The following is a 1,990-nucleotide window of genomic DNA, read 5'->3' on the forward strand; positions in this document are numbered from 1 at the left end:
ACATCATCGTCAACAAGTACGCGCCGTTGCCGGCGGCCAGCCTGGGCCAGTTGCTGGGTTATCTGCGCAGCGGCGTGCCGCAGTGGACGGGCCTGCGTGCGGCAGCGTTGAAGCGTGCGCGCCAGCGATTGGGCACGGCGCGGGTCGACGGGGTGGACTGGTACTGGCCGGCGGACGAGGATCCGCGCTCGCGACGCTGGAAACCGGACGACCAAGTGCGCCTGCTGACCCCGTTCGATCCGGTGGTGTGGGACCGGCGGCGGTTCGAGTTGTTCTGGGGATGGACGTACCGCTTCGAGGCGTACACGCCGGCCCCGAAGCGGAAGCTGGGGTATTACGCGCTACCGGTGCTGTGGGGCGATCGCGTGATCGGGTGGGCGAATCTCAGTGTGGYCGATGGGGAGCTAAGGTCGACGTTCGGGTATGTGGAAGGAAATTGGGTGCGAGATGTCGCGTTTAACACTGCGCTTAAGGCGGAGCTAGAGCATGTCCGTGTCTTTCTTGGATTGAGTGTTAAGCGTTGAGGCTATGCGGATTCGCAGAAGCAGCATGAATGAAGCGGTTGGCACTCAGGGTCGCGATTTGGCACAACAGCATTGTGTTAGGTCTGTCAGAAGACGTGCAGTTGTGACCGTAAAAGAGGGATTATCTTATTGGCAGGGATGAGATCTTGTGCTGGAGTTCTTAGCCAGCAGGCAAGAGATGATCTCGAGAGGTGAGTAAGGAAGTAGCCTTATTGCCTGTTTTCTAAAAAAAGGAAAAAAAATGGCAACGATGGAGCAGCTTGCTGCGGACCCTGTAACTCTTCACCAGCTTTTCTCCGCTGATAACGTACTGCGGTGCCCTTTGTTTCAACGGCCCTACGTATGGAAGAAGGACAACATACTTAGGCTCTGGGATGATATTGACTCCGTACTAGAAGGTCAGTGCGATCTTCGATTCCTTGGTGCTCTGGTGTTCGATAATGAGACAGCTTCAACATCAAGCTCTCCGGGCCTCTACTGGGTAATCGATGGCCAGCAGCGCCTCACAACTCTTTATTTGAGCTTATGTGCTTTAGCTCTAGTGGCGAGAGAGGCTGGCGCATCGGAGTTCTCGGAAGCGTTGGCGGAGGAGTACTTACTTTCTAGGAAGTCAACTTCTCGTCATCAGCCAAAATTCGCCCCCACTCTTCGCGACACGAGGCAGTTTAATCAGGTCGTCCTCGGGTCAATTGGCGATAGAGCAAAGGTGTCTCAAGCGAAAGAGGCAGGTGAAATATCTGGGGCGTTATCGGAAGCGTATGAGTTGATCAAGAAGGAAGTCCGATCCAAGTGCCTCGATGCTGATGGGAGAGTCTCTGGAGAGTTGGTCGGAAAGCTCAGAGAAGTTCTTCTGGAAAAGCTTGAGTTTGTCGAAATTAGGTTGGGCCAGAAGCATGATGCGAACGAAGTATTCGATCGACTCAACAAGGAGGGCGCAAGGCTTGGGATCGTTGATCTAGTTAGGAACGAAGTTCTTAAGCGTCTCAAGGATGATGCCGCGGAGGCGGAAGATATCTATGCCAGGCGCTGGCGTCCCTTTGAAGAAAGCTTCGAGTCTGCCGAGTCCATGGAGGGTTACTTCTTTCCTCACGCCTTGACACGGGACAGTGGAATAACGAAATCCAGAACTTTCATATCTTTGGCAAAAAGATGGTCGGAATCTTACGGTGAGGCTGCGACGCCTGCTGATCAGGTTGCATCCATAATGGAGGATCTGAGGGAGCATGTTGATATCTATCGCTTGCTCAGAGAAGGGATGGATCTCAAGGTGTCTGATCCAGCGTACGGGGAATCACTGGCTTCCATCGCCAGAATGCGGCCGCCATCGGTCGTCTTTCCCTATTTAATGTCGCTCCACTCTTCAGTAGTGAAGGGCGAGACCAGTGGCCATCTCGCAGCTAGGTTGGTGAGGCTTGTAGAAACCTTTCTAGTCAGGCGGGCTGTTGTCGGATTGGAGCATACTGGTC

The 1,990-nt window shown here is 54.1% G+C and carries 2 protein-coding genes; both read left to right on the forward strand.

The window, feature by feature from the left end; all coding sequences use genetic code 11:
• A partial coding sequence (locus AC04L7_RS17630; RefSeq protein WP_475513558.1) for a DNA glycosylase AlkZ-like family protein occupies window positions 1-524 on the forward strand: 524 nt, incomplete at its 5' end.
• A 241-nt stretch (window positions 525-765) separates the two neighbouring features.
• On the forward strand, window positions 766-1,990 hold a 1,225-nt coding region (locus AC04L7_RS17635; protein WP_475513559.1), incomplete at its 3' end, for a DUF262 domain-containing protein.

The sequence above is a fragment of the Pseudoxanthomonas sp. LjRoot204_2 genome (genome assembly GCF_056175765.1).